Annotated in this window: 27 protein-coding genes and 1 pseudogene; 22 read left to right on the plus strand and 6 right to left on the minus strand. The window is 58.6% G+C overall.

What is annotated here, in order from left to right:
- Positions 1-301 precede the first annotated feature (301 nt).
- The 5 genes and pseudogenes from H8A92_RS03970 to H8A92_RS03990 form a co-directional block, all read right to left on the minus strand.
- Positions 302-2,184: pseudogene (locus H8A92_RS03970) on the minus strand (TRAP transporter large permease).
- A gap of 3 nt (positions 2,185-2,187) precedes the next feature.
- The gene (locus tag H8A92_RS03975) at positions 2,188-3,213 is read right to left on the minus strand and encodes a TRAP transporter substrate-binding protein (protein ID WP_229194559.1); all 1,026 of its coding nucleotides are present in this window, start codon (positions 3,211-3,213) and stop codon (positions 2,188-2,190) included.
- A 165-nt stretch (positions 3,214-3,378) separates the two neighbouring features.
- On the minus strand, positions 3,379-4,389 hold the full coding sequence (locus tag H8A92_RS03980; RefSeq protein ID WP_229194560.1) for a transketolase family protein: 1,011 nt from the start codon (positions 4,387-4,389) through the stop codon (positions 3,379-3,381).
- Positions 4,386-5,231, minus strand: coding sequence for a transketolase (locus H8A92_RS03985; protein ID WP_229194561.1), 846 nt, complete (start codon positions 5,229-5,231; stop codon positions 4,386-4,388). Before H8A92_RS03985 ends, H8A92_RS03980 begins: the two co-directional genes overlap by 4 nt.
- Before the next feature lie 20 nt (positions 5,232-5,251).
- A complete protein-coding gene (locus tag H8A92_RS03990) occupies positions 5,252-6,001 on the minus strand; it encodes an SDR family NAD(P)-dependent oxidoreductase (RefSeq protein WP_229194562.1) in 750 nt (249 codons plus the stop codon).
- A gap of 138 nt (positions 6,002-6,139) precedes the next feature.
- Here H8A92_RS03990 and H8A92_RS03995 point away from each other — a divergent pair, with 138 nt between their 5' ends.
- The 11 genes from H8A92_RS03995 (at position 6,140) to H8A92_RS04045 (ending at position 17,203) form a co-directional block, all read left to right on the plus strand.
- Positions 6,140-7,021 carry a LysR substrate-binding domain-containing protein gene (locus H8A92_RS03995; RefSeq protein ID WP_050420793.1) on the plus strand — a complete coding sequence of 294 codons (882 nt, stop codon included), beginning with the start codon at positions 6,140-6,142 and terminating at the stop codon, positions 7,019-7,021.
- 392 nt (positions 7,022-7,413) lie between these two features.
- A complete protein-coding gene (gene nifD / locus H8A92_RS04000; protein ID WP_229194563.1) occupies positions 7,414-8,916 on the plus strand; it encodes a nitrogenase molybdenum-iron protein alpha chain in 1,503 nt (500 codons plus the stop codon).
- Between the two features lie 64 nt (positions 8,917-8,980).
- Positions 8,981-10,537: a nitrogenase molybdenum-iron protein subunit beta gene (gene nifK / locus H8A92_RS04005; protein ID WP_229194564.1), complete on the plus strand. Its 1,557-nt coding sequence runs from the start codon at positions 8,981-8,983 to the stop codon at positions 10,535-10,537.
- Positions 10,538-10,625: 88 nt separating this feature from the next.
- On the plus strand, positions 10,626-12,272 hold the full coding sequence (nifE, locus tag H8A92_RS04010) for a nitrogenase iron-molybdenum cofactor biosynthesis protein NifE (RefSeq protein ID WP_229194565.1): 1,647 nt from the start codon (positions 10,626-10,628) through the stop codon (positions 12,270-12,272).
- A 9-nt stretch (positions 12,273-12,281) separates the two neighbouring features.
- Positions 12,282-13,688 (plus strand): nitrogenase iron-molybdenum cofactor biosynthesis protein NifN, encoded by a 1,407-nt coding sequence (gene nifN / locus H8A92_RS04015; protein ID WP_229194566.1) that lies wholly within the window; start codon positions 12,282-12,284, stop codon positions 13,686-13,688.
- Entirely contained in the window at positions 13,685-14,080 is a 396-nt protein-coding gene (gene nifX / locus H8A92_RS04020) for a nitrogen fixation protein NifX (protein WP_229194567.1), read from the plus strand. The genes nifN and nifX overlap by 4 nt, the downstream gene beginning before the upstream one ends.
- Before the next feature lie 6 nt (positions 14,081-14,086).
- Positions 14,087-14,551: a NifX-associated nitrogen fixation protein gene (locus H8A92_RS04025; RefSeq protein WP_229194568.1), complete on the plus strand. Its 465-nt coding sequence runs from the start codon at positions 14,087-14,089 to the stop codon at positions 14,549-14,551.
- Between the two features lie 8 nt (positions 14,552-14,559).
- Positions 14,560-14,769 carry a CCE_0567 family metalloprotein gene (locus tag H8A92_RS04030; protein WP_229194569.1) on the plus strand — a complete coding sequence of 70 codons (210 nt, stop codon included), beginning with the start codon at positions 14,560-14,562 and terminating at the stop codon, positions 14,767-14,769.
- 3 nt (positions 14,770-14,772) lie between these two features.
- A complete protein-coding gene (gene fdxB / locus H8A92_RS04035) occupies positions 14,773-15,072 on the plus strand; it encodes a ferredoxin III, nif-specific (protein WP_229194570.1) in 300 nt (99 codons plus the stop codon).
- Between the two features lie 415 nt (positions 15,073-15,487).
- A complete protein-coding gene (locus tag H8A92_RS04040; RefSeq protein ID WP_229194571.1) occupies positions 15,488-16,342 on the plus strand; it encodes a host specificity protein in 855 nt (284 codons plus the stop codon).
- A gap of 525 nt (positions 16,343-16,867) precedes the next feature.
- Positions 16,868-17,203 (plus strand): Rieske (2Fe-2S) protein, encoded by a 336-nt coding sequence (locus tag H8A92_RS04045; protein WP_338026500.1) that lies wholly within the window; start codon positions 16,868-16,870, stop codon positions 17,201-17,203.
- 9 nt (positions 17,204-17,212) lie between these two features.
- Here the strand turns inward: H8A92_RS04045 and H8A92_RS04050 are convergent, their stop codons facing one another.
- On the minus strand, positions 17,213-17,803 hold the full coding sequence (locus tag H8A92_RS04050; protein ID WP_229157528.1) for a hypothetical protein: 591 nt from the start codon (positions 17,801-17,803) through the stop codon (positions 17,213-17,215).
- Between the two features lie 271 nt (positions 17,804-18,074).
- On the opposite strand from H8A92_RS04050, the gene H8A92_RS04055 reads away from it, so the two are divergent.
- From H8A92_RS04055 to H8A92_RS04105, 11 genes are all read left to right on the plus strand, one after another.
- Positions 18,075-18,395: a HesB/IscA family protein gene (locus H8A92_RS04055; RefSeq protein ID WP_229157529.1), complete on the plus strand. Its 321-nt coding sequence runs from the start codon at positions 18,075-18,077 to the stop codon at positions 18,393-18,395.
- 20 nt (positions 18,396-18,415) lie between these two features.
- The gene (locus tag H8A92_RS04060) at positions 18,416-18,700 is read left to right on the plus strand and encodes a hypothetical protein (RefSeq protein WP_229194573.1); all 285 of its coding nucleotides are present in this window, start codon (positions 18,416-18,418) and stop codon (positions 18,698-18,700) included.
- Positions 18,697-19,902, plus strand: coding sequence for a cysteine desulfurase NifS (nifS, locus tag H8A92_RS04065; RefSeq protein ID WP_229194574.1), 1,206 nt, complete (start codon positions 18,697-18,699; stop codon positions 19,900-19,902). Before H8A92_RS04060 ends, nifS begins: the two co-directional genes overlap by 4 nt.
- Positions 19,899-20,123: a putative nitrogen fixation protein NifT gene (nifT, locus tag H8A92_RS04070; protein ID WP_076828206.1), complete on the plus strand. Its 225-nt coding sequence runs from the start codon at positions 19,899-19,901 to the stop codon at positions 20,121-20,123. Before nifS ends, nifT begins: the two co-directional genes overlap by 4 nt.
- Positions 20,120-20,983 carry an SIR2 family NAD-dependent protein deacylase gene (locus tag H8A92_RS04075; RefSeq protein ID WP_229194575.1) on the plus strand — a complete coding sequence of 288 codons (864 nt, stop codon included), beginning with the start codon at positions 20,120-20,122 and terminating at the stop codon, positions 20,981-20,983. The genes nifT and H8A92_RS04075 overlap by 4 nt, the downstream gene beginning before the upstream one ends.
- A 342-nt stretch (positions 20,984-21,325) precedes the next feature.
- Positions 21,326-22,885, plus strand: coding sequence for a nitrogenase cofactor biosynthesis protein NifB (gene nifB / locus H8A92_RS04080; protein WP_229194576.1), 1,560 nt, complete (start codon positions 21,326-21,328; stop codon positions 22,883-22,885).
- A gap of 9 nt (positions 22,886-22,894) precedes the next feature.
- Entirely contained in the window at positions 22,895-23,119 is a 225-nt protein-coding gene (locus H8A92_RS04085; RefSeq protein ID WP_229194577.1) for a 4Fe-4S binding protein, read from the plus strand.
- A 1,350-nt stretch (positions 23,120-24,469) separates the two neighbouring features.
- Positions 24,470-24,790: a nitrogen fixation protein NifZ gene (locus tag H8A92_RS04090; protein WP_229194578.1), complete on the plus strand. Its 321-nt coding sequence runs from the start codon at positions 24,470-24,472 to the stop codon at positions 24,788-24,790.
- Positions 24,787-25,044 carry a nitrogen fixation protein NifZ gene (locus H8A92_RS04095; protein WP_229194579.1) on the plus strand — a complete coding sequence of 86 codons (258 nt, stop codon included), beginning with the start codon at positions 24,787-24,789 and terminating at the stop codon, positions 25,042-25,044. Before H8A92_RS04090 ends, H8A92_RS04095 begins: the two co-directional genes overlap by 4 nt.
- Complete coding sequence (locus tag H8A92_RS04100) at positions 25,041-25,400, plus strand: DUF3024 domain-containing protein (RefSeq protein WP_229194580.1); 360 nt, start codon at positions 25,041-25,043, stop codon at positions 25,398-25,400. Before H8A92_RS04095 ends, H8A92_RS04100 begins: the two co-directional genes overlap by 4 nt.
- 34 nt (positions 25,401-25,434) lie before the next feature.
- A complete protein-coding gene (locus H8A92_RS04105; protein ID WP_229194581.1) occupies positions 25,435-25,704 on the plus strand; it encodes a hypothetical protein in 270 nt (89 codons plus the stop codon).
- The last annotated feature ends 42 nt before the right edge of the window (positions 25,705-25,746 follow it).

Consider the following 25,746-nt stretch of genomic DNA (forward strand, 5'->3'; position numbering starts at 1 on the left):
AGGCTAGTCGCGCTGTCGTGAAAGTAATCGGAGCTTCGAGCGAAGGGCGACCCGCATTCACGTGAGGCCTTTTCGAAAACTCGCATGGCGATCTGGTCGATGCGCGATCCATAGTCGCTTGTGGCCCCGAACGCCCTGCGTCGCTCCGCGCCCGGAGGAAGGCGGATCGTTGCCTCCACGAGGGGCAAAGAACTGTGCGAACAACCTGTCTAGCTCGCCAGAAGCTCACCTTGCGTCCGTCCGACCGCAGTGAAAGGAGAGAGGTGCGGACGATCTCCGCAACTGAGACGTTTCGCAGAATTTAAAGGAAACCTATGGAAATCCACGGCACGGCAGCCACTATGACCGTGCCGAGGAGCAAGGCCAGCATGTACGCCAGGATCGGACCCATGCCTTCGTCGGGATGAATCCGACTGATGGCGCACGCCGCATAGTAGCCGACACCGAATGGCGGTGCGAAAAGTCCAATCCCCATCGCCAAAACGACGACCATGGCATAGTGGACCTCATGCACCCCCACCTGGCGGGCAATGGGGAAAAGCAGCGGACCGAAGAGCACGATGGCAGGGATGCCTTCGAGCACGCTTCCCAGGACGACGAACGCAAGGATCGTGACGATCAGAAATATCGGCGCACCACCCGGCAAGGAGGTCATGAAATTCGCAAGTGACGCCGAGAAGCCCGATTGGGTCAAAGCCCAGGCCATCCCCGTCGCCGTACCGATGATGAAGAGGATCGCGCCCGACAGAGCCGCGGTCTCAACCAAGATCGGATAGAGGCGACGCCAGTCGAACCGACGATAGACAAAAAGCCCGGCCAATACGCAATAGACGATGCCTATCGTCGAGACCTCGGTGGCTGTTGCGACCCCCTCGACCACTGCAGCGCGGATCACAAATGGAAGGGCAATGGCAGGAATAGCGATCAGAAAGGAACGGCCGATTTCACGCCTGGTCGCCCGCTGAACGTGCGACAAATCCTCTCCACGGTACCGCCACCACACCACCGCGCACAGTCCGACCGCCAGCACGATCGCCGGCAATAACCCGCCCGTGAACAGGGCCGCGATCGACACGCCCGTCACCGATCCGATTGTGATCAACACCAATGATGGGGGGATCGTCTCGGTCTGAGCGCCGGTCGCCGCCAGGAGTGCGACGAGATCACCACGCTTCGCGCCGCGTCTGGTCATTTCGGGGAAGAGCACAGGCGCTATTGCTGCCATATCGGCCGCCTTGGACCCCGAAATACCCGAGACCAGATACATCGCACCGACCAGCACATATTGGAGGCCGCCCCGAACGTGGCCGAGCAGGCTGGCGAGGAAACCGACCATGGCGCGGGCCATCCCGGTCATTTCGATCAACAAGCCGAGGAACACGAACATCGGTACCGCAAGCAGGATGAGATGGCTCATGCCTTCGTCCATGCGACCGATAACGACCACGTCGGGTGTGCTGGTCGTCAGCGTTATGTAGCCGATGGTCGCCAGGCCGAACGCGAAGGCGATCGGCACCGCTGCGAAAACCATGGCGCCAACGATAAACACGAAGAAGATCAGCAGGTTCAGATTGCCGAGCGGTTTAAGGATTGGTGCGAGCAGCGCGAGAACTCCGATCAGCGTTCCCACCGCAGCGATTGCAGCCGCGAAGTGCTTCACATTGGCCGTGGCTGCCAGCCTCAGAGCGGCAACGAGCAGCATCAAGCCGATGCCGACCGGCAGGGCGGCGCGCGCCAAGTGTTGACTATGCCCAGAGCCGGAGTTGTGACGAAGACTTCGTCGGCCGCAAACTCGTAGGCCGGGCGAACCACCAGAAGCAGGAACGCGAACGAGGCAGTCGTCGCAAAGACGTCAAGGAACAACCTGGCTTCCGGGCGAATCATGCCAACGATAGCCGTCATCCGCATATGCTCGGCCCGCTGGAAGGCGACGACCGATCCCAGCATCGCCAGCCACAGAAACAGGATGCCGGCGAGCTCATCCGACCAGACAATCGGGGTATGGAGCACGTAGCGAGAGACGATGCCGACGAAAAGGACTATCACCTCCGCAACGACCAGCAGTGCGGCAGGAATGGCGACGACGGGCTTCAGTGCCCTGTTCAGGTTCACAACAGCCTTGCGCCATCCGGAGGCAGGCTCAGGAAGTGCAAGTGTCGCCCCGTGCATGTGCGCATGTTCCATGGCTCACCCCAACTTGCCCGCGGCTTTCTCAAGTTGAACCCAGGCCTCTGCGCCGAATTTGGATTTCCAGTCGGTATAGAAGCTCGTCTTTGCCAGCGCCTGCCGGAAGGCGGATCGGTCGACGTCGAGGAATTGCATCCCCTTGGCCGTCAAATCGGTGCGGAGGGATGCACTAAGCTTTGCGATGTCGGCTCGTTCATCGTTGGCCGAGCGATCGAGCTCGTGCGTCACGATCTCTTGCACGTCCTGCGGAAGCTTCTGGAACGCGCGCTTGTTGCCGAGGATCCAGTAATTGTCCCAGACGTGCCCCGTCAGGCTGCAGGTTTTCTGCACCTCATACAGGCGCGCCGTTGCTATGATCGGAAGGGGATTTTCCTGACCGTCGACGACCTTGGTCTGGAGCGCGGAATAGACCTCGTTGAAGTTGATCGGCGCTGGTCCTGCCCCGAGCGCAAGAAACAGCGACGTTAGATTGGGTGCGGCAGGTACCCTGAGCTTGAAGCCCTTGAGGTCGTCCGGTGTCTTGATCTCACGGCCCGACGAAGTGATGTGGCGGAAGCCGTTGTCCCAAGGCTTGGACACCGCCATGATGGGCGTCTTGGCGATCTGCGCACGGATGTAAGCGCCCAGTTCGCCGTCCATGGCCTTCCAGACGGCATCGTAGTTCGGGAAGAGGAAGCCGAGATTTACGACGCCGGCGGCGGGTACAAGGGTAGCGAGGATCAGAGAGGAGAGGTTGAAAAACTCGACGCTACCGTTGCGAACCTGCGTCAGAAGATCCGTATCCGAGCCAAGCTGGTTGGCGGGAAAGAGATTGATTTCCAGGCGCCCGCTCGTCGCTTCCTTGATGCGATCGGCGGCCTCCTTGGCCCGAGCATTCACCGGATGCGCGGGGGCCTGCCCGGTCGCGAGCTTGTAAGTGAACTCTGCGGCGGCGACCGGGCGGCTGAGGACGGTGCACAACGGGACGGCCGTGCCGGCAAGGAGCAAATGGCGGCGGGTGATGGCAGTCGATTTTCGTTGGGGCATTGCTTCCTCCTTGTTGAGTATCGGTCTGTTGATCGGCCGCAGCACGCTTCTGCAATTCCGGCCGGTTCTCGGGCACCGGCCGTCAGGCAGCGGCCATCGCTCTCCGCGGCGGCGCCGCGTAGGCGATTCTTCTCTTGGTCGAAGTTGACGATCGAGGTTGCGCGTTTAGCGCAGCCACCCCTTGATCTGCCTTGTAACTTCGGCAGTCGAAATGCCGTAGCGATCGTGCAGCGTGGTAAGCGCACCAGCGGCAAGGAACTCATCGGGCAACGCGATCTGGCGGAAGGCTGGATGGACGCCGGAGCGCATCAACAGCGCTGCAATCGCCTCTCCAAGCCCGCCGATGATGGTATGGTTCTCGGCGACCACGACGAGACGGCAGGGTTTCGCTGCTTCGCGCAGTATCGCTCCGTGATCGAGCGGCTTGATTGTCGGTACATGCAGCACGGCTACGTCCACGCTATCACCGGCGAGTTCCTTTGCGGCTTCCAGCGCTCGCATGGTCATGATTCCAGAGGAAATGATCAGGACGTCCTGACCGTCCCGAATCAAGGATGCCCTGCCGAGGCTGAATTGATAGTTGTACTCGTCCAGGACGAGGGGCACCTGACCACGCAAGAGCCGCATATATACGGGCCCGTGATGCGCTGCGATGGCCGGAACGATCTGCTCGATCTCATGAGCGTCGCAGGGATCGATCACGGTCATGTTCGGCATTGCGCGGAACAGCGCGAGATCTTCCGCCGCCTGGTGGCTTGGGCCGTAGCCGGAAGTGAGGCCTGGCAAGGCGCAGACGATCTTTACGTTGCGGTCTTCCTCTGCAATCGTCTGGTGGATGAAATCGTAGGCGCGCCGCGAGGCGAACACCGCATAAGTCGTAGCAAAGGGCATGAATCCTTCAGCCGCCATGCCCGAAGCCGCACCGTAGAGGAGCTGCTCTGCCATACCCATTTGATAGTAGCGGTCTGGAAACTGCTTTGCGAAAATGTGCAGGTCCGTGTACTTGCCCAGATCGGCGGTGAGGCCCACCACCTCGGGGCGGCTCCGGGCCAATTCGACAAGTGCGTGACCGAACGGCGCTGGTTTCGTCTTTTGTCCCTCGGCGGCGATCGACGCGATCATCGCGGACGTGGTGAGCCGCGGTTTTCCGGGCGTACCTGAGGTAACCGACTTCATGACCTGTCTCCCGCATCAAGTTCTGCCAGCGCCAATTTCCATTCGTGCGCTTCGACCCGAATGAAGTGATTCTTTTCTCGCTGTTCGAGGAACGGAACTCCCTTGCCCATGAGAGTGTCGGCGATGATGATCCTCGGTTGCGGCTCGGGATGCGAAATCGTTGCGTCGAATGCTGCCACGACGGCGTCCAGGTCATTGCCGTCGACTCGACGTACGAACCAGCCGAAGGCCTCGAGCTTGTCGACCAACGGCTCGAACCCCATCATCTGTTTCGAAGGGCCGTCGGCCTGCTGGTTGTTGACGTCAATTATCGCGATCAAATTGTCGAGCTTGTGGTGTGCAGCCGACATCATTGCTTCCCACTTTGAACCCTCGTCGAGCTCTCCGTCCGAGAACAGCGTGAAGACGCGGCTCTTGGAGCCCTTGCGCTTCAACCCGAGGCCCATGCCGACCGCGATGCTCAGTCCGAGCCCCAGAGACCCGCCGGACATTTCCATACCGGGCGTGTAGGACGTCATGCCTGACATCGGCAGGCGGCTTTCGTCGAAGCCATACGTCTCGAGTTCGACTTCGGGGATAATGCCGGCCTCGATCAGTGCGGCATAAAGGGCGATCGCGTAGTGACCGTTAGAGAGGAGGAAACGATCGCGATCTTCCCAGGTGGGCTCCTCGGGCCGGTAACGCATCGCGTGAAAATATGCGACCGCCAACACGTCGGAAATATCGAGCGCCTGCGCGATATAGCCTTGGCCTTGAACTTCGCCCATGCGCAGGGCGTTGCGGCGAATGTTGCGCGCACGCTGCGAAAGGCTAGGCGCGTTAACAAGTGAACTCGTGAACATCTCTCTCTCCATCGCTGCTCTTAGTGGATGAGCATCCCGCCGTTGACGTCGATTACGGAGCCGGTGACGTATGCCGAGAGATCCGATGCAAGAAAAGTGTAGATGCCGGCAACGTCCTTGGCCTCCCCAAGCCGTCCGAGCGGAATGCCTTCCAGGATCTTCGCCTTCATTTCGTCGTCGAGCTTGCCGGAGGTGATGTCGGTGCCTATCAATCCTGGCGTGACGCAGTTGACGCGGATACCATCGGCGCCAAATTCCCGAGCCATCGCCTTGGCAAGCCCAAGGACCCCCGCCTTCGCCGCCGAGTAGTGCGGACCACCGAAAATGCCGCCGCCGCGCTGGGCCGATACCGACGACATGCATGCAATCGATCCCGATTTTTGCTTCCGCATATGCGGGATCACTGCCTGAGACAGGAACAGAATGCCCTTCAGGTTGACGTCCTGGATACGGTCCCAGTCGGCCGGCGTGATGTCGAGGAATTTGACCGGCTGTGTGATGCCGGCATTGTTGATCAGGATATCGATTTGGCCGAAAGCGTCAGCGACAGCTTCGACTGCCCTCTGACACGAAGCCTGGTCGGCGACGTCGCAAGCAATTCCGATATGAGCGTCTCCGAGGCCTTGCGCGGCGGCTTGCGCAGCGGTCCCATCGATGTCGAGGATGGCGACCCGCGCGCCCTCTTCGGCAAATCGCCTGGCGGTTGCAAGGCCAATCCCGCGAGGCGAGGCCGCCCCTGTGATGATCGCCGTTTTGCCGCGAAGCAGCATTCGAATCCTCCCTGTCCCTGTCGTTTTGGACGCCGCGATAGGCAGCCGGTCCTCTTGCCCATTGCTAGAGCCGAGGGGGCGGCCGGGACAAACGCGCAGTTGTCTTGGATGTGTGAATCTGGTTCACTTATGGGTATGCTGCTGTCGAGCATCCCGATCTCCGCCATCCGGGCCTTCGAAGCGGCTGCGCGCACTGGCTCCTTCAGCGACGCGGCCGACGAGTTGCATTTGACACCGAGCGCCGTCAGCCACGCGATTCGCAAGCTGGAAAGCACCATGAGCACCGTTCTGTTCGAACGGAGTGCTCGTTCCGTCCGTCTAACGCCCGCTGGCGAGAACCTGATGCGCCACGCGGGTGCGGCCTTCGACAATTTGCGGCGCGGGATCGAGGAAGTCGCAGGTCGCGGGCCGCAACTCCTTAGAGTGCATTGTGCGCCAAGTTTCGCGGCGCAATGGCTGGCTCCGCGGCTGACCAAATTTCTCGCGGCCGAACCGAAGCTGGAGGTTCGGCTCGCCGCCAATACAGAGTACGCCCGCTTCACGAACGACGATTTCGATCTGGACATCGTCTACGGTTCACCTCGCGGTGAGGGCCTCGAAGTGATCCCGCTTGGTGAGGAAACTGTCACCCCTCTGTGTGCTCCTCAGATCGCGAAGAGAATCCGCCAGCCAAAGGATTTGTTGAGCCAAGTTCTCATTCGCTCCGACGTGAAGCAGGTTCAATGGTATCAATGGTTCGCCGCGAACGGGCTCGAACCTCCAGCAATTCATGGAATGCGATTCGACCGCAGCTTCCTCGCAATAGCCATGGCTTGCGGCGGGGTTGGCGTGACGTTGGAATCAACTCGCTTGGCTGAAAGTGAGATAGCATCGGGGCGCCTGATAGCGCCACTGGCTGGCCGCTCCACCGACATCCGCTACGTTGGTCATCATCTAGTGTTTCCGCGCGCTGGCCGTCAGCGCCGCGCTTTGCAGACCTTCGTGGAATGGATCAGGTCTGAGATTGCGCCGAGTTTATAGTGGAGCGTGAGCCGGAGCTGACGTCTGCTCCTGGCCGCTCGCGTTATTTCGTCGCGCTGCGCAATTTGGTCGCTATCGGGCCATAGCGGATTCTGGCAAGCCGTCCGCCCGGCAGATTTATGAGTTCACATTTAGAACGAAAACACGCGCTGATAACTGGCGGGCGGCCATTTCGAGCATAGCGCGCCCTTGTTCCGTTTCGAACAGGTCAAACCGAGAAGTCTGCGAGCAAGGCGCGATGTCGCGTTCGCAACAACGGCGTTGCACCCGCGCGAGACGCGCTAACTGCCGCTAATCGTTGCGGGTTTTGTGTTCACGAGGCGCTGGCATGCTGGTTGCAGAAGTCCTGGTCAGAAGCCGCTCTTGCAACAGAGAAACCTTGAGGACATCAGATGAGTCTCGCCACGACCCAGAGTATCGCAGATATCAGGGCTCGCAACAAACAGCTGATCGAGGAGGTGCTGAAAGTCTATCCGGAGAAAACCGCGAAAAGACGTGCCAAGCACCTCAACGTTCACCAGGCCGGAAAGTCCGACTGCGGGGTGAAGTCCAACATCAAATCCATACCCGGCGTGATGACGATCCGAGGCTGCGCCTATGCGGGATCCAAGGGCGTGGTTTGGGGACCGATCAAGGACATGGTCCATATCAGCCACGGTCCTGTTGGCTGTGGTCAGTATTCGTGGGGATCGCGGCGCAACTACTACGTTGGCACGACGGGGATCGATAGCTTCGTGACCCTGCAATTCACCTCCGACTTCCAGGAAAAGGACATCGTATTCGGTGGTGACAAGAAACTGGTCAAAGTTCTTGACGAAATCCAGGAGCTGTTTCCCCTCAACAACGGCATTACCATCCAATCGGAATGCCCGATCGGGCTGATCGGTGACGATATCGAGGCTGTCTCAAGAGCGAAATCCAAGGAGTATGGAGGTAAGACCATCGTGCCGGTCCGCTGCGAGGGTTTTCGTGGCGTGTCGCAGTCACTAGGTCACCACATTGCCAACGACGCGGTGCGTGACTGGATCTTCGACAAGTTCGCGCCCGACGGCGCACCAAAGTTCGAGCCGACGCCTTACGATGTTGCGATTATCGGCGACTACAATATCGGCGGCGATGCTTGGTCATCGCGAATTCTGCTGGAGGAAATGGGTCTGCGGGTGATTGCGCAGTGGTCCGGGGACGGTTCACTCGCTGAGCTCGAGGCAACTCCGAAAGCCAAGCTTAACCTTCTGCATTGCTACCGTTCCATGAACTATATCTCCCGCCACATGGAAGAGAAATTCGGTATCCCGTGGTGCGAATACAACTTCTTTGGACCGTCAAAGATCGCAGAATCGCTGCGAAAGATTGCCGCATATTTCGACGACAAGATCAAGGAAGGGGCTGAGCGGGTGATTGAGAAGTACCAGCCGCTGGTGAATGCGGTGGTTGCGAAGTATCGCCCGCGCCTTCAGGGCCGAACGGTCATGCTGTATGTCGGCGGGCTTCGTCCGCGTCATGTGATTGGCGCTTACGAAGACCTCGGGATGGAAGTCGTGGGTACCGGATACGAGTTTGGCCACAACGACGATTATCAGCGCACCGCTCAGAACTACGTAAAGGACAGCACGCTGATCTACGACGACGTCAATGGTTACGAGTTCGAGCGCTTCGTCGAAAAGATCAAGCCTGACCTCATCGGTTCGGGCATCAAGGAAAAATACGTGTTCCAGAAGATGGGTGTGCCGTTCCGGCAGATGCATTCCTGGGACTATTCGGGTCCATATCACGGCTATGACGGCTTTGCGATCTTCGCGCGCGACATGGACATGGCCGTCAACTCGCCCGTTTGGAAAAAGACGAAGGCGCCCTGGAAGGAAACGCCGAGGGCCAAGCTCTTGGCTGCAGAATAGGGCAGCAAGTCACGCTCTCAGCGGAGAGTAGGCGATCAATTTCGATAGCAAAAGGATCTTAATAATGGCGCAAAGTGCCGAGCACGTGCTCGACCATCTCGAACTGTTTCGCGGTCCAGAATACCAGCAGATGCTGGACAAGAAGAAGATGTTCGAGGATCCCCGCGAGCCCGCAGAAGTCGAGCGTATCAAGGAATGGACGAAAACGCCGGAGTACCGCGAGAAGAATTTTGCGCGGGAGGCGTTAACGGTAAACCCGGCCAAGGCATGCCAGCCGCTTGGCGCCGTATTCGCCTCCGTCGGCTTTGAAGGCACGCTGCCCTTCGTCCACGGCTCGCAAGGCTGCGTGGCCTATTATCGCAGCCATCTGTCGCGACACTTCAAGGAGCCGAGCTCCTGCGTCTCTTCGTCCATGACGGAGGACGCCGCTGTATTTGGGGGCCTGAACAACATGATCGACGGGCTCGCCAACAGCTACAACATGTACAAACCTAAGATGATTGCGGTCTCCACGACCTGCATGGCTGAGGTGATCGGCGATGACCTGAACGCCTTCATCAAGACGTCCAAGGAGAAGGGCTCGGTTCCGGCGGAGTTCGACGTGCCATTCGCTCACACGCCGGCCTTTGTCGGCAGCCACGTCACCGGCTACGACAACGCGCTCAAGGGCATCTTGGAGCATTTTTGGGACGGCAAAGCTGGAACAGCGCCGAAGCTGGATCGCAGGCCGAACCAGGCCATCAACATCATCGGAGGGTTCGATGGCTATACCGTCGGAAACCTTCGCGAGATCAAGCGCATTCTGGAGTTGATGGGAATCCAGCACACCATACTCGCCGACAACTCCGAAGTCTTCGACACCCCGACAGATGGCGAGTTCCGGATGTATGACGGTGGCACCACGCTGGAAGACGCAGCCAACGCCATTCACGCCAAGGCGACAATCTCCATGCAGGAGTGGTGTACGGAGAAGACGCTGCCATTCGTGGCCGAGCATGGACAGGATGTCGTATCCTTCAACTACCCGATTGGCATATCCGCAACGGATGACTTGCTGGTGGCGTTATCACGGATCGCAGGCAAAGACATTCCGGAACAACTCGCACGAGAGCGTGGCCGCTTGGTCGATGCCATCGCTGATTCGAGTGCGCATATCCATGGCAAGAAGTTCGCGATCTATGGCGATCCGGATCTTTGCTATGGGGTAGCTGCCTTTCTGCTCGAACTAGGCGCCGAGCCAACCCATGTTCTTTCCACCAACGGCAACAAGGCATGGCAGACAAAAATGGCCGCGCTGCTTGCAAGCTCGCCGTTTGGTCAGGGCTGCCAAGTCTACCCTGGCCGGGATCTCTGGCACATGCGTTCGCTCCTGTTTACCGAGCCGGTCGATTTTCTGATTGGCAACACGTACGGCAAGTACCTTGAGCGCGACACTGGAACGCCACTGATCCGAATTGGCTTTCCAGTCTTTGATCGGCATCACCATCACCGCTCGCCCATTTGGGGTTATCAGGGCGGCCTGAATGTACTGGTCAAGATCCTTGACAAGATCTTCGACGAAATCGACAAGAAAACCAACCTTCTCGGCAAAACCGACTACAGCTTCGACATCATTCGTTGATGACGAATGGTGCACGTGCCATCGCCGAGCCCGGCGATGGCACAAACGCATTAAACTTTTCAATTAGCTTCCGCTGAGAGGAAAACGGATGAGTTCGCTGGCGGCTAGGGTCCAGAATATTTTCGACGAGCCGGGCTGCGCCAAGAATGGCAGTAAGTCGGAGGCTGAACGCAGGAAGGGCTGCACCAAGCAGCTGCAGCCGGGCAGTGCTGCGGGGGGCTGTGCCTTCGACGGTGCCAAGATCGCGCTGCAGCCGTTTACCGATGTCGCTCACCTGGTGCACGGTCCGATTGCGTGCGAAGGTAACTCCTGGGACAATCGCGGCTCGGTGTCTTCTGGCTTGAACCTGTGGCGGACCGCATTCACGACTGATCTGAACGAAACGGATATCGTATTCGGAGGCGAGCAGCGGCTGTGCAAAGCAATCAAAGAAGTCATCGATAAGTGGGACCCCACCGCGATCTTCGTCTATCAGACTTGCATCCCGGCGATGATCGGCGACGATATCGATGCGGTCTGCAAGGCGGCGTCTCAAAGGTTCGGTAAGCCAGTGATCCCGATCAATTCCCCCGGGTTCGTTGGCTCCAAGAACCTGGGTAACAAGCTCGCCGGCGAGGCCCTGCTCGAACATGTCATCGGAACGCAGGAGCCGAACTACACAACCCCGTACGACATCAACCTGATCGGAGAATACAATCTTTCAGGAGAGCTCTGGCAAGTGAAACCATTGCTGGACGAGCTCGGAATCCGGATTCTCTCCTGCATCTCTGGCGACGGAAAGTATCGCGAGGTGGCTTCTTCTCATCGCGCGCGGGCGGCGATGTTGGTGTGCTCAAAATCTATGATCAACGTCGCACGCAGGATGAAGGAACGCTACGGGATCCCGTTCTTCGAGGGGGCGTTCTACGGTATTCACGATTCGAGTGATTCGCTTCGCCAGATTGCCCGCTTGTTGGTCGAGCGCGGAGCCCCCAAAGAGTTGCTCGGGCGCACTGATGCGGTGATCGCGCGCGAGGAAGCGCGCGCCTGGGCTGCCATCGAACCGTACAAGCCACGATTCAAAGGCAAAAAGGCCTTGTTGATTACCGGCGGCGTCAAGTCATGGTCGGTCGTTGCGGCACTGCAGGAAGCCGGCCTCGAATTGGTCGGAACCAGTGTGAAAAAATCAACCAGGGAGGACAAAGAACGCATCAAGGAGCTGATGGGGCGGGATGCCCACATGATCGAGGACATGACGCCGCGCGAAATGTACAGAATGTTGAAGGAAGCGGAAGCGGACATCATGCTGTCGGGCGGCAAATCGCAGTTTGTCGCACTGAAGGCGGCGATGCCCTGGATCGATATCAACCAGGAGCGGTGCCATGCCTATCTAGGCTATGTTGGAATGATCAAGCTGGTGGAAGAGATCGATAAGTCGCTCTCCAATCCGATGTGGGAGCAGCTGCGTCAACCAGCGCCATGGCAGGTCTTGGCGAAGGCGATGGTGCAGATGCGATCGCCGCTGGCCGAGATCGCTTGCGATCCTGCACTCGGCGAAACGGCGCGCCGAGCCAAAGAGATCTGCTTGTGCAACAAGGTCGATCTCGGAACAATCGAGGATGCAATCACCGCGCATGGCTTGATCAGCGTGGAAGCTGTCAGAAAGCACACCAATGCGTTCGGCGGCTGCTGCAACAGACGCATCGAGGGACTCTTGGCGGCCTCACCATCTGTCCTGCCACAGGCCGCAGAATAGGGACCTGTTATGGCCCTCGTCAAAGCGTCTAATAAATCTTGTGCGGTCAATCCGCTGAAGATGAGCCAGCCGATCGGTGGAGCCTTTGCCTTTATGGGATTGCGTGGGGCTATGCCGGTTCTGCACGGCTCGCAAGGCTGTACATCCTTCGGGCTCACGCTCTTCGTGCGCCATTTCAAGGAGGCAGTGCCGCTGCAAACCACCGCTATGAGCGAGGTCGCAACCGTGCTCGGTGGCTACGAGAATCTCGAGCAGGCGATACTCAATATCTACGGCCGAGCCAAGCCAAAGATCGTCGGCATCTGCTCGACTGGGGTCACAGAGACCAATGGCGACGATGTCGATGCTTACCTCAAGCTGATCCGCGACAAGCACCCGCAACTTGCGAAGTTTCCGCTGGTCTATGTCTCGACACCCGATTTCAAGGGCGCGTTCCAGGACGGCTGGGAGAAGGCTGTGGTGCGCATTGTGGAGGCGCTGGTCGAGGGGCCGGGCGTGAGTGGACTGCGCGACCCGTCCAAGGTGAATGTTCTTCCAGGATGCCACCTCACCCCCGGTGATCTAGACGAACTCCGGGCCATCCTGGAGGATTTCGGATTGCGGCCGTCCTTTTTGCCTGATCTGGCAGGCTCGCTTGATGGGCATATCCCCGATGAGTTTATGCCGACAACCACAGGCGGCATCGGCATCGACGAAATTGCGAGCATGGGGCGCGCTCAATGGACGATCGCAATTGGCGCACAGATGCGACGCGCGGCGGAGGTCCTGCAGGCCAAGGCCGGCGTGCCGTTTCGCCTGTTCGAACGGCTCTGCGGTCTCGATCCCAACGACGAATTTATCACCTTTTTGAGCGAGATCAGCGGCCGACCCGTACCGGTGAAATATCGGCGGCAGCGTGGCCAACTCACCGATGCAATGCTGGATGCGCACTTCCATATTGGTGGTCGCAGAGTTGCGATTGCCGCCGAGCCAGACCTCCTGTTCGACCTGTCCAGTATGCTGCATGACATGGGTGCACAGGTGACCGCAGCAGTGACAACCACACAGTCGGTCGTTATTGAGCGAGTCAAGACCGAGGAGGTCCTCATTGGCGACCTCGATGACCTCGAAGAACTCGCCAGAACCAAGCAATGCGACCTGCTGATCACGCATTCGCATGGCAGGCAAGCGGCGGCTCGACTGAAAATCCCGTTCTATCGCGCGGGTTTTCCTATGTTCGATCGGCTTGGTGCAGGACACCAGCTATCCGTCGGCTATCGTGGTACGCGGGACATGCTCTTCGATATCGCCAATCTCGTGATTGCTGACCGGGAGGAGAACCATCAGCCTACGCCGGATAGCTGGCGGGCTCCGCCCCAACCGCCACGACGAGCCGGCCACAGCTCGCTTGGCACCGCTGAGAGGTCGATAGCATGAAGGTCGCATTCGCTACGCAAGATCTCAGACGGGTCGATGCTCATTTTGGTTGGGCAAAGAATATCGCAATCTATGATGTCGCGGCGGCCGGGCACGTCTTTCTTAAAGCAGTCGAGTTTGAGGGCGATCTCAAGGAAGACGGCAACGACGATAAGTTGGCGCCGAAGATCGAAGCAATCAAGGATTGTGCAATTCTCTACGTCGCCGCCATCGGCGGTGCTGGTGCCGCGCGGGTGGTGGCCAACAAGATCCATCCCATCAAGGTGAGCAAGCCGGAAAGCATCCTGGAGCTGCTTGAAAAGCTTCAGGACGTGCTGAGTCGAACGCCACCTCCCTGGCTGCGCAAGGCCATGGCCAAGGACCAGCGCCGCGCGTTTGAGTTCGACGAATGAGGTGAGATGACCGAAGAAATAGTGCGACAGGGTAGCGGCATCGACACACCGTTCCTCATGGAGTTGATCAAGATTTGGCGTGCTCAGGATGCCAACGGCGCCTGGACGAAGAAGAGCGATCTCGACCTGCTCGAACCCTATATCTTGGATAAGGGGAGGCGGCGCGCCCTACCTATTGTCGGCGATCCCGATCCCGAGACGCTGTGGCGGCTTGAACTATTCTTCGACGCGGTCGCGCTCTCGATCGAGAGAGGCACCGGCGTGATGATCCAGCCCATTATGAAGCTGCATCATGAAGGCTTCGGCCGCGTGGTGTTGATCGCTGGCCGGCTGATCGCCGTGAACAAGCAGCTACGCGATGTGCATCGTTTCGGCTTCGTTAGTTTCGTAAAGCTGGCACAGGAAGGCGACAAATATGTCAACGACGGAATCGAGATGGTTCGCAGATTTCCGGACGTGGCGAACTATTGAGGGCGCTCATGAGCGAACGTGAAGCATTGAAAGCAGAACTGAAGAAGCTGTCAGGCAAAGCGCTGCAAGCCAAAATGGATTTGCACGACCTGTCGGAGGAATTGCCCGTCAACTGGGGCTCGATCATGACGGTGGCGCAGAGGGCGTACGATGCCTATGCCGAACTCGAGCGCAAGAGCCATGATTTGAAGGCGTTGGAAAACAATCAAAGGGGCTGACTTATGTCATTTGCAGCGCGCGATGGCCGCAAGTGGACACCGGAATACTTGATATCGATCGATGCCAAGAAGTGCATCGGTTGTGGCCGCTGTTTCAAAGTGTGCGGTCGAGATGTCATGACCTTGAAGGGAATCAGCGAAGAGGGCGAGCTTGTCGATCTAGACGATGACGCGGACGATGAGATCGAAAAGAAGATCATGGTTCTGAATGATCAGGGCGCATGCATCGGCTGCGGCGCCTGCGCCAGGGTGTGCCCGGCCAATTGCCAGATCCACGCCTCAGTCGGAGTTGAAGTCGCGTGAGCTAAGACCGCCTCGTCCAACGGCAGCAGAGGAGTGCACTCACATGCGCGGCCTCCGGATGACGCGCACGTGATCAGTGAGCTCGCCGCTTTGATCGGGCCATCGTGCTCAAACGTCCGAGACCAAGTGACTTGGAAATGATTGATTGGGTATGTTAGTTGGTTGAGAGCAACAACGTCGAGCGGCACGTCGTTGATCGCCCGTCCGCGACAAGGGGCACGCAGTTCATCTATCCAGTGGAGCCTTAAGGCGGCCGAGTCGTTGTCTGTCTTCCGGCGGATGCCTTGCCGAGCCCGTGGTGGGCCGGTGGCGCGGTAAGCTTGTGGTCAGCTAGAGATTGTATCCTCGTCGGCAGAGCTTGCGCGGCACGAGCTCGATTGCGTGCAATTCGCCGATAGGAGAACGATCCAGATGTATGGCAGAATCGTTGGCTCATCCAGCCAGTCCACAAGCGCGAAATCAGGCTGATGATTCGAGCGAGGCGGGAGACAGCCCCCGTTTTGCGGAAACAGTTGCGCGCATGGAGCGAGGTGGGTCGTCGTCGGGGGCCGCGGCGCCATATGCTCTGGATTCCCGCCCACCCATTTTCGAAATCGACGAACGAGAAGACTTCACGGATCTCGTGAAGAGATACACCCATGGCGATATCAGGGGTATCGCCGACAATCCACAAGAGTACTCCGAGTTTGTTTCGAGGAAAGCTGAGTGGGCTGCAACTGTTGCTGGAGCCTATGCCAGCACTTACCATGATCCGAATAGCCCCACGCGGTTCTTCAGCTATCAGCTGGGTAACGAAAGTGTCGGCCTGCTAGCAGTGGGTGGCCCGGTCCGGATCAAGGGAGACCGGCTTCGAGAACAGTTCGGGCGTAACGATATCACGTCCGTAGTAGATCTACGCGTTACTCACCCGCTTGTCGAAAACGCAGGCGATATCCTGCTCGAGCATCAATTGCGATTGGACGGTGATCATCCACTGGTCTTGTCACGTCCTGCCCGACCGGGGATGGAGCCCCGTCTAGCTGAAATGGGGTTTGTTCACGTGGCCCAGAATCACTGGGTGCTCGACCCTCACCAGCATCCAGAAGTGTGGACGAAGAACGAGAACGACAAGTGGCAGCGAGTAGGCAAGCCTACAAAATATCTTTCCAAAGTCGAAGAGGCCCGCAGCGGTAGTCAAGAGAGCGTTGAGACGGACTCATCTGACGATGATCCTTCGTTTTACTTGGAGCGCGAACTTCGACGAATGGCTGTTGAAGACGATTCGGAATGATCGGAGCGCGGCGGGACTGATCGGGTTTTCGCCATTGCTCGCGCCCGAGCGGAAGTCGTAGCCTTAAAGGGAGCGCGCGCCACGTCGCGCTCCCTTGTGCTTGCCAGATACCAGTTCGCGAGTTAGTTGGTGGAGCTGGGCCGGCCTTCTGTCATATGTGCCAGAGGGCCTGCTTCGCCGAGCCAGGAGGGCCTTAGTGCGGTTTGGGGGAGGACCTGCTTTATTCCGGATTTTGAACGGCAATCTGAGGCAAATGCGAGAACCGATTGCGCTCACGATGTCAGTACTTCCGTTAAACCCGGTATCACTTAACGGGTTGCGCGGTTGGCGATCGTGAAGATCGTTTTGCGACGACTAGCGCGGGGTCTGCCATCGGGTCTGCAACCAAATGGGCGTTCCAGCGTACGATCGAGCGTCTTGTCGGGCTCTCCAGCGCATGGGCGAAATTATCGCTACACCAGAAGATCAGTATTACAGAGACGCCCGTGAGCGCCAATGCGCGTACGCTGGGAGGCGGAATGGACCATGGGATTCCACGTTATGGTCCTCGATCATGACGACAATCACCGGCCGTGGTCCATCGTTGTCGTACGCTGGGGCAAGAAGGTGCTTGGCTATGTCAATAGGTGCCCGCACAACGGCATTGCTTTGGACTGGGAACGTAACGAGTTCCTCGATCCATACGGCGTCCGGTCGATGTGCGGCAAACACGGATCCACCTTCGAGCTCGGAACCGGGCTGTGCGTCGATGGTCCGTGTAAGAGCAGAACGCTCACGCCGATCGCCTTTACAGTTCTGGATGGTGATATCTCTGTCGTCGGCGTGCATGTTGTCGAGGACCGTGCGTCCCGGAACGAATGATGTCCGCGCTCAGACCGGCCGGTTCTCGTTGCGGTTTTTTACCGGCTCCATCCTTTTTAGCCCGTCTTCGTATGAGATTTCGTCGTAGGACAGGTCGAGAGTCTTTGCCGCATCGAGGAGGTAATCAAGCTTACCGCCTGCATCAAGCTTCTTGAGGTCGTCCTTGTTGAGCCCGACCAGGTCCATCATTTCCTTCCAAACAGTGGACTCATCGCACGGCAGGACGTGGAAGGTAATGCCACCGAGCTTGGTCTGGTATTTCGCCAGCAAATCTATGTTGTTACAGAACAAGAAATAACTGCCTTGTGGGCTTAAGGCACCATCAAGCACGGCAGCGACATCAGCAAGATAGGCGTAGGAGTGCAGGTAGCCAGCCAGCACCGGAATAGTGCCTTCTCCGTCCTGCGCGACCGTCAGAACCTGTTCGATCGAATAATCCGGCGGTCGCTTCTCGTCCGCGACTTGAGTCTGAAATTTTAGTGCGATGTCGCCGCGAAAGCCAAACCGGCCCGGCTTGGTCGTCCCGCCCTTGAGTACCGCATTGAGCAGGCGGCCCTCCTTTTCAAGTCGACCCAGTGCGGTGTTCTCGATTGCAGTCATTAAATTCGTCCTCGATTTGAGCTTTTCACCGGCGCGCTAGCCGATGCCAGCCGCGATGCAAAATGCTTGCCGGCGCCTCTATAACGATCCAGCCGTGCCGCGAAACAAAACGCGTATGCGAGAGGCGATCGTCCCAGGCAGCGTTGTCATGAACTCGACACCGGTGCCGAAGCCGACAGATGCGATCAAAAAAAGTGAGCTGGATCAAGCTTGTGCACGCTGGCACATGACTTGCCATTGTCAGGCAGACTAAGCTCTTGAGAGGTAGACCATGATCAACCTGACAGATAGCGCAGTGAGTGCAATCAGAGGCGCGATGGCATCCTCGATGCACCCGACCGGCGGCCTGCGCATTATGGTCGAAGCAGGCGGCTGCAATGGGTTCAAATACAAGATGGGCTTGGCCGAGGTGCCGACGCTCGGTGACACCGTGATCGAATGCGGCGGTCTGAAGGTATTTGTCGACAGCAAGAGCCATGAGCATCTGATCGGCACAACGATTGATTTCGTCTTGGCGCCGGAGAGCTCCGGCTTCACCTTTCAAAACCCGAACGCTACCGTGAGCTGCTCCTGCGGAAAATCGTTCAGCTGACGAAGACGAAACATCGCTGCATGTTGGCGGAATCGGAACAAGTATGGCAATCGTCGGTCGCTGCGAGAGAGCTTCGCATTCGCGACGCAATCGGACAGATGCAAGCGGATCTGCATGGCGATCGTAGCAACTGTCGGCTCATCGAGACCAATAGCCACAGCACCATCGGCAGTCTGTATGGCGCATCCGCGTTCCGTAAGCGTCCTCGACTGACGCTGGACCGCATTCAGACGAGGCTGGTCGAAAAAATCGGCGAATGCGCTCGTCTCGCCCCGGTTGCGGCTGTCGGCGAGATACTGGATTGAGCGGAATTCAAGTGCCGATTTACCTCGACAATAATGCAACGACGCGGACCGATCCATCTGTTGTGCAAGCCATGTTGCCGTTCTTCACCGAGCAATTCGGCAACGCCTCATCCACGCATGCCTTTGGCGGCGAGGTTGCAGTCGCCTTGAAGCAGGCTCGGCGTAGCTTACGGGGGTTGCTAGGCTGCGCCTACGATCATGAGATCGTTTTCACCTCGGGAGGGACCGAGGCCAACAATGCCGCGATTCTCTCCGCACTTGCGACCGAGGAAAGTCGCGACGAAATCGTTACCACCTCGGTCGAGCACTCCGCCGTTCTTGCGCTAACCGAGCAATTGGCGACAAGAGGAGTCAAGACGCACGTCGTACCGGTAGATTCCCGCGGCCGGCTCGATATCGAGGCGTTTCGCAGCGCGCTTGGGCCACGGACAGCGATTGTCTCCGTTATGTGGGCCAACAACGAGACCGGTACGATATTTCCTGTAGAGTTCCTTGCAGGGTTGACCCATGAGGCGGGCGCGCTGTTTCACACCGATGCGGTCCAGGCCGTCGGCAAGATGCGGGTAGACCTTAAGGACAGTGCGATCGACATGCTGTCGCTATCCGCGCACAAACTGCATGGACCCAAAGGCATCGGTGCGCTATATCTGCGCAAGGGGACAAGTTTCCGACCGCTGATCTGGGGCGGATCACAGGAACGACGGCGCCGCGGCGGAACGGAGAATATTCCCGCAATCGTCGGCCTTGGAAAGGCTGCAGAGCTTGCGGCGGAGCGGCTCGAACCGGAGCGCGTTCGCATTGCTGCGTTGCGCGACCGCCTCGAGCAGGGAATACTGCACATTGGCGAGTGTATTGCGCTCGGCGATATAAGCAACCGGCTAGCGAACACGACCAATATTGCCTTCGACCATCTCGAAGGCGAAGCAATCGCCCACCATCTCAATCGGGCCGGCATTGCTGTGTCGCTCGGATCAGCCTGCAACGCGGGCTCAATGGAGCCATCGCATGTCTTGCAGGCCATGCGGGTGCCGGCGTGGAGCATGCGCGGTGCGGTGCGCTTCTCGCTATCGCGAGAAACCTCATTCGCGGAGGTCGACGAGGTCGTGTGCGCCGTGTCTGACATCGTGGCTCGCCTGCGCGCCACTTCGCGGGAGTCGGCCCGCTTGGCCAGCCATGGTTCACAGTCGAGGAGTTCAACGTGAAAATCATGATCCGCCGGTCTCCGGACGCCGGCCTGTCGATCTACGTACCAAAGAAAGATCTCGAAGAGCCGATCGTCGAGTCCGAATATGAGACCCTCTGGGGCGGATGGATAAAAATAGCCAATGGCTGGGTACTCGATTTGCCTAAGATGGCGAGCGATACAAAATTACCGATCACAATCGACGCTAAAAAGCGGAGCGCGGACGGAGAGGGTCCGTGAAGGGGCCTCGGCGGATCGACTTTGTCGATGCAGTCGATGCCAAGACCATTCTCGTGGACATCGCTGCCGGGTTAAGGGCTGCGCGCGTGGTGCCCTATCTCGGTCCTGGCCTCACCGGCCTGTCCAGATCCGATGTGCCGGCCACGCCCGAGGCGCTGGCCGACTTCTTCGCCAGCAAGATTGCGCTGCCTCGGCGGGCCAAAGGCAATGCGTGGGCGTCGGCGCAGCATATCGAGGTCAGCAAACATCGCTCTAAGCTGACGACATTGATGGTGCAGGCCTTCGCTCGATCAGCGGAGCCGACGCCGTTACATCATCACTTCACGTCCCTGTCGCCGCCCGTCATCGTCGATGCATGGTACGATGGGGCGATGCGCGCCGCGCTGGGCAAGCGCGAGGGATGGGGTGAAGTGCAGGGTATTACCCGTGCCGGTATTGGCGAGAATCGTTGGTATCGCTTCTATGATTCCTCTGGCCAAGAGGTCGACAGTGCCGTGGCCGGCAGTTGGGCGACGGTGCTCTATAAGCCGCATGGCAGCGTGCACCCGGCCAACAACTTCCTGATCTCCGATGCTGACTATGTCGAGGCCTTGACCGAGATTGACATTCAGACGCCAATTCCGGACATCATCAAGGAAAGGCGGAGCGGACGGACCTTTCTCTTCATCGGCTGTCGCTTTAACGACCAGCTGTTGCGCAGTTATGCGCGGCAGATTATCAAGCGCTCGGGTGGCGCCCACTATGCGATCGTCGATCCGGATACGCTGTCGCGCAACGAGTTCCGTTTTCTACTCGAACAAGGTCTGGCGCCGCTTGCGATTCGGCTCCCTTGCGCGGCTGAGATACTGCTCACCCGTTAGATGTGTGAAGCTCGATAGCCCAACTGGTATCGCCAGTTGTGAGATGGCGCGATGCACGAAACGCCCTCAGAAATGAAGCCGGGTGTTGCGCGCGCTTTGGCACCATCATTGATGCGCCAGCCCGCAGAGTTCTGAGTGAGGATGAGGACGTATCTGTCGCATTCTTAACAAGCGTATCATTGCCGCTCTTACATGTCTCAACGTCGGTCGGGCCCGCTAACGCTATGACATGCTGGCCAAATGTCGTCTTCTGCGCCGTGGCATGTGAGTTGCTACGCCTCGTCTTGAGGCTCGCTCACGGATGGTCCTGGGAAGCCAATGTGCCTGCAGGGAAGAAAGAGAATGAATGCGGTCGTGGGGAGCGGAGGATACGCCAAAGCTGCGCTGGATAACGGCACGATGATGCAGTCTGCCGCCGAGCATAAGGGCTGTCGCACCGCAGCCAAGACAGCCCAGGCAGGCTGCGGGTCACAGACAAGCCAAGGCGATCTGCCGAGCGGAATCTGGGAAAAGGTGAAGAACCATCCCTGCTACAGCGAAGAAGCGCATCATCATTACGCCCGTATGCATGTGGCCGTCGCGCCAGCCTGTAACATCCAGTGCAATTACTGCAATCGCAAATATGACTGCGCCAATGAATCTCGCCCGGGCGTGGTGAGCGAAAAGCTTACCCCCGAGCAGGCGGTGAGAAAAGTGCTCGTGGTCGCGACCACCATTCCACAGATGACGGTGCTCGGCATCGCTGGTCCCGGCGATGCTCTTGCCAATCCAGAAAAGACGTTCAAGACATTCGAATTGGTCGCCAAGGCGGCGCCCGACATCAAGCTGTGTCTGTCGACCAACGGACTGGCTCTGCCGGACCATGTTGACACGATCGTCAGGTCCAAAATCGACCACGTCACCATCACTATCAACACAATCGATCCCGAAATCGGCGCCAAGATCTATCCCTGGATCTTCTTCAACTATAAACGCTACACCGGCATCGACGCGGCGAGGATACTCACCGACCGTCAGCTGCAGGGCCTCGAGATGCTTAGCGAACGGGGTATCCTGTGCAAGGTCAACTCGGTGATGATCCCCCACATCAACGATCAGCACCTGGTCGAGGTCAACAAGGCGGTGAAGGCGCGCGGTGCCTTCCTGCACAATATCATGCCGCTGATCTCCGCGCCTGAGCACGGCACAGTGTTTGGCCTAAACGGTCAACGCGGGCCGACGGCGCAGGAATTGAAGACGCTGCAAGATGCTTGTGAAGGGAAGATGAACATGATGCGGCATTGTCGCCAGTGCCGCGCTGATGCTGTCGGACTGATCGGAGAGGATCGCAGCGCAGAGTTCAGTACCGATCAGATCATGAAAATGGATGTCAAATATGACCTTGCTACGCGCAAGGCTTATCAAGACAGGTTAGAGGACGAACGCGCCGCCAGCGTCGTGGCCCACCAACAAGAACTTACACAGTTCGCCGCCGAGACGAGCGCGATCACGGTTCTGGTGGCGGTCGCAACCAAGGGCTCGGGACTGATCAACGAGCACTTTGGGCACGCAAAGGAATTCCAAGTATATGAACTTTCTACATCCGGCGCCAAATTCATCGGTCACCGTCGCGTCGACGTCTACTGCCAGGACGGTTATGGCGAGGAGGGTAGGCTTTCGACCATCATTCGTGGCATCCACGACTGCCATGCGGTGTTCGTGGCCAAGATCGGCGGCTGCCCAAAAAGCAACCTGATCAAGGCCGGGATCGAGCCGGTTGATCAATACGCGCATGAGTTCATCGAGAAGTCGACGATCGCCTGGTTCAGGACCTATCTCGACAAGGTGAAGAGCGGCGATGTCCGGCATGAGAAGCGCGGTGACGCCGCAATCCGCCAGGGAGCTCTGATCTCTGCGGCGTAAGGGGGGTATATGCCATTCAAGATTATCGCCTCTCAGTGTACCAGCTGCTCAGCTTGTGAACCCTTATGCCCGAACGTTGCCATCTCGGAAAAGGCAGGAAGCTTTTTCATCGAAGCGACGAAATGCACCGAATGTGTTGGCCATTTCGACGAGCCGCAATGCGCCGCCGCCTGCCCGGTCGACAATACCTGCGTAATTGACACCTCCTTGCCCCGCTATCAGGCGCCAGCCTAGAAAGCGAGCTTCCATGAACGGCATGCCAAGAGCTGGGGCTGAAAGCGTTGCAAACGTCGTGCGGCGCTTTGTCAACACCGTAGGTCTCGACCTTCGCACATTCCTTCGCGAAGGCGACTGCTGCGGATGTCCGCGCGATCGTGCTGTTGCTCGCCGGCAGCGGAGCGTCGGCAGGCATTTCATCTGGTGCGGCGCGCCAAAAACGCCTCTCAACTCCGAGCGTGGGCTTCGAGGTAGCGCGCCTATCGTTGATGTGACTGACGAAGCTACGCTGATCGGCGCATGCACCGCGGGATCAGCCTTACCGAGCCGCAACATCGCGGAATGCGCCGGGCGAGCGAAGCTGCCGATGACCTTCGAGGCAGCAGCCAAGTCGCCATCTGCCGGTCAGGGAGCGCTCATCGCGCGTACTTTGTTCGGCGAAGCCCCGAGCCAAGACCGGTGGACGGTTAACGCGACTGATGCTGCTGTTGATCACGCCGATATCATCATGCCGCGGTTGCATCTCTCCAGGTTGAAGGACTTCACCGGCCTCCCGATATGGGCCGGCAATCTGGAAGAAGGGACGAGGCCGCCACCAAGCTGTTCGAACTCGAACCGACTGACACGATCGGTGTCGAATCGTTCGCGGACGTCCTTGAGCGGAGCAGCCAATCCGATGATCGACCACATTGGCAACGCCGCCCCGGAGCATCACTCCAATTACGGTGCCAGCGCTCGTCCGTCGCGGAAGAAGGGCTGCGACTGCCGGCGTTCGGCTATTTGCGCAAATGATCGTGCCGGCAACGTCTCCAGCAGTTCTCCCGGCAGAATCCCGCGCTCAGCAACGGCGGCGCTTGGCGCGCAGACGTCGAGGTCCGAGCGATCGTGTCCACGCAGGCTAATGCCGTTGTCTTATTATCGGTGCTTGACGGCTATAGAAGCCTCGTCGTCCAATCCGGAAGATCGTTTCATACCGGGAAATGATGCCGATGCTGACCGACAAAATGCTGGCGACGCTCTCGTGCGCCACTTCGCCGCGCAGCTCCGCAATCAATCGGTCTGCGCCAAGGACGTCCAGTTCCGCCACATCGTGCCGCGTCGCGCTGCCGTTGCTGGGCTACTTGGCGTAGCTACGGGCAGATACGCTAGAGCGCGGTTGGATATCGCAGAACGGCCGTCACTCGGGGCACGAACTGCCCTACAGCGACATCCTGGTCAGCACGTCGACACGAACTGGCGAGCCGCATTGCGGTGGACGAATTGGCTGAGTGCGGCGAGGGATGAGCACAATCGTGAAGGATGTCTCCTGGTCGGGCTGGGCGGCACCCCCGGCATGTCTGCCAGCGAGCGATGCATGAGGAGCGCTACATGAGCGGTATTGTTCGCGACAGCGACGTCGTCGAGCTCGACGAGCCGCCTGTCTTCAGCTTTAGCCAAAAGGTACGAGCTAATCGCACCATCCGGAATGATGGCACCTTTCGTGGCAAGGAGATTGGCGACATCTTGGTCAAGAAGGGTGAGATCGGTTACGTCATCTCGATCGGCACGTTCCTGCAGCAGTTTTACATCTACGGTGTCGAATTTCTGGAAAGTGGCTACCGCGTTGGCATGAAGCGCAAGGAACTCGAGCCAGTGGATGGCAGCGGGGAGATCGATGATCTGCCATTGCCGCAAGAGGCCGTGTCATGAGTGAACCCGGCTTTCCAAAATATCGGCGAGGCCAGCGGGTTAAGACCGCAGTCGATATCATCAACGACGGCTCTTTTCCCAATGCGAAGCCTGACGGCGTCTTGCTCGGCGCCGGAGTGGCTGGAGAGATCATCAAGGTTGCCATCCATACCGAGGCGAACGTGCCGATCTATACTGTCGATTTTGGAGAACGGCTGCTCATCGGCTGTCTTGAAGAAGAAATCACAGTTTTTGAAGGGAGGCTTTTGCGATGAATGCCGGGCTGATGAGGAAGGTCAAGACCGGGCTGGTGGCGCACCCCAACGAGCTTGATCGCAAGCGGATCGAGCGCAGCTTGAGCTCCCGCACGCGCTATCTCTACGTCTCGCCGAAGGTGACGCCGGTGAAGGGCGGCTACCTCGTCGAGAGCCCCTGTTGCTCGCGCAATATTGACAAGGACGGCGCTCTAATCGACGTCGCGCTGATTCTTTATGATGGCGTGAGCGGAATCTGGAAGGTGTTTTGCAAGAACCATGCCCAAGGAATCTGGGAATTTTACAGTCTATATCACCGCCTGACTTCAGCGATCGGCGAATTGAACGCGGATCCGGAGCATTTGTTCTGGCAATGAGGGGCGGCTTTTGAGGGGTCTCAGAGGAGCCACGATGACGCTCACTACGCAGGAATTGATTGAAATCGAGCAGCTGCTTGCGGCCGACAGGGCCGAGGAGGAGCCGTTTGTCGAGCTGCGGCGCCGGTTTCCGCAGCTTGCTTGTGTGCGCTGCGATGCGTCGGATATGACGGATCAGCCATTCCGGCAGTTTGTGCGTTTCGATCTCCATCTGATCGATGGATCGGATCACTGCGTGCAGCTTACGGCCGATCCGGCGCGGGCGACCGGCATCATATTGGCCAAAAGAGACGCTGCGCAGTGAGCGGCACTGAGCTCGCAGGGCATCCGTGCGATGGCGCGCACA

The sequence above is a fragment of the Bradyrhizobium acaciae genome (assembly GCF_020889785.1).
Taxonomy (GTDB): Bacteria; Pseudomonadota; Alphaproteobacteria; order Rhizobiales; family Xanthobacteraceae; genus Bradyrhizobium; species Bradyrhizobium acaciae.

Excerpts from the sequence above, each read along its gene's own strand:
- H8A92_RS04045 (WP_338026500.1), top strand. The coding sequence starts at position 16,868 with ATGGGATTCCACGTTATGGTCCTCGATCATGACGACAATCACCGGCCG.
- H8A92_RS04100 (WP_229194580.1), top strand. The coding sequence starts at position 25,041 with ATGAATGCCGGGCTGATGAGGAAGGTCAAGACCGGGCTGGTGGCGCAC.
- H8A92_RS03990 (WP_229194562.1), bottom strand. The coding sequence starts at position 6,001 with ATGCTGCTTCGCGGCAAAACGGCGATCATCACAGGGGCGGCCTCGCCT.
- H8A92_RS04090 (WP_229194578.1), top strand. The coding sequence starts at position 24,470 with ATGAGCGGTATTGTTCGCGACAGCGACGTCGTCGAGCTCGACGAGCCG.
- H8A92_RS04040 (WP_229194571.1), top strand. The coding sequence starts at position 15,488 with ATGGCAGAATCGTTGGCTCATCCAGCCAGTCCACAAGCGCGAAATCAG.
- fdxB (WP_229194570.1), top strand. The coding sequence starts at position 14,773 with ATGTCATTTGCAGCGCGCGATGGCCGCAAGTGGACACCGGAATACTTG.
- H8A92_RS04050 (WP_229157528.1), bottom strand. The coding sequence starts at position 17,803 with ATGACTGCAATCGAGAACACCGCACTGGGTCGACTTGAAAAGGAGGGC.
- H8A92_RS04105 (WP_229194581.1), top strand. The coding sequence starts at position 25,435 with ATGACGCTCACTACGCAGGAATTGATTGAAATCGAGCAGCTGCTTGCG.
- nifX (WP_229194567.1), top strand. The coding sequence starts at position 13,685 with ATGAAGGTCGCATTCGCTACGCAAGATCTCAGACGGGTCGATGCTCAT.
- nifN (WP_229194566.1), top strand. The coding sequence starts at position 12,282 with ATGGCCCTCGTCAAAGCGTCTAATAAATCTTGTGCGGTCAATCCGCTG.
- H8A92_RS04055 (WP_229157529.1), top strand. The coding sequence starts at position 18,075 with ATGATCAACCTGACAGATAGCGCAGTGAGTGCAATCAGAGGCGCGATG.
- H8A92_RS04025 (WP_229194568.1), top strand. The coding sequence starts at position 14,087 with ATGACCGAAGAAATAGTGCGACAGGGTAGCGGCATCGACACACCGTTC.
- H8A92_RS04095 (WP_229194579.1), top strand. The coding sequence starts at position 24,787 with ATGAGTGAACCCGGCTTTCCAAAATATCGGCGAGGCCAGCGGGTTAAG.
- nifD (WP_229194563.1), top strand. The coding sequence starts at position 7,414 with ATGAGTCTCGCCACGACCCAGAGTATCGCAGATATCAGGGCTCGCAAC.
- nifB (WP_229194576.1), top strand. The coding sequence starts at position 21,326 with ATGAATGCGGTCGTGGGGAGCGGAGGATACGCCAAAGCTGCGCTGGAT.
- nifK (WP_229194564.1), top strand. The coding sequence starts at position 8,981 with ATGGCGCAAAGTGCCGAGCACGTGCTCGACCATCTCGAACTGTTTCGC.
- H8A92_RS03980 (WP_229194560.1), bottom strand. The coding sequence starts at position 4,389 with ATGAAGTCGGTTACCTCAGGTACGCCCGGAAAACCGCGGCTCACCACG.
- nifE (WP_229194565.1), top strand. The coding sequence starts at position 10,626 with ATGAGTTCGCTGGCGGCTAGGGTCCAGAATATTTTCGACGAGCCGGGC.
- H8A92_RS04060 (WP_229194573.1), top strand. The coding sequence starts at position 18,416 with ATGTTGGCGGAATCGGAACAAGTATGGCAATCGTCGGTCGCTGCGAGA.
- H8A92_RS04030 (WP_229194569.1), top strand. The coding sequence starts at position 14,560 with ATGAGCGAACGTGAAGCATTGAAAGCAGAACTGAAGAAGCTGTCAGGC.
- H8A92_RS03985 (WP_229194561.1), bottom strand. The coding sequence starts at position 5,231 with ATGTTCACGAGTTCACTTGTTAACGCGCCTAGCCTTTCGCAGCGTGCG.
- H8A92_RS04085 (WP_229194577.1), top strand. The coding sequence starts at position 22,895 with ATGCCATTCAAGATTATCGCCTCTCAGTGTACCAGCTGCTCAGCTTGT.
- H8A92_RS03975 (WP_229194559.1), bottom strand. The coding sequence starts at position 3,213 with ATGCCCCAACGAAAATCGACTGCCATCACCCGCCGCCATTTGCTCCTT.